The organism is Pantoea sp. BAV 3049 (assembly GCF_009765445.1).
Lineage (GTDB): Bacteria > Pseudomonadota > Gammaproteobacteria > Enterobacterales > Enterobacteriaceae > Erwinia.
Window position 1 is genome coordinate 1 of sequence record NZ_WHOY01000022.1, and the last position, 406, is coordinate 406.

General features: G+C 46.8%; 1 pseudogene. It reads right to left on the minus strand.

Annotation, left to right across the window (positions count from 1 at the left end):
- Positions 1-170, minus strand: a pseudogene (locus tag GSQ70_RS25880) (autoinducer binding domain-containing protein); the annotation flags it as partial.
- Positions 171-406: the final 236 nt, after the last annotated feature.

The window sequence follows — 406 nt, forward strand, 5'->3', positions numbered from 1 at the left end:
AGCTCAACCCATTCATCCGGATAACTGGAGATAATCAGCACCCTGGACGGATTTTTCTTGCTTACGACGGTATAGGCATATTCTGCGCCGGGAAACGGGGACAGCTTCCTGTCAATATAGTCCCGGAGCGTTTCCATTATCGTCGGATTTTCACTGAAAGCAGAAAACATACAGGCTCCATCTGGTCTGACTCTCCTTTACGTAAAAACGCCTGAACTTAAGCACAGGCCTCCATAAGACTTAAACACAACTTACCGTTCATTTAATGCAACATATAATACATCGGGTCATCGGAATGGTAACAAACATATAACCGGCAGGTTAAGCTGCTGATTCTACCAACGCCAGGGAAAGGGTTCCGGCCAGACAGAACGCGCATAAAGTTACTGCTGGCCGGTCAACTTCA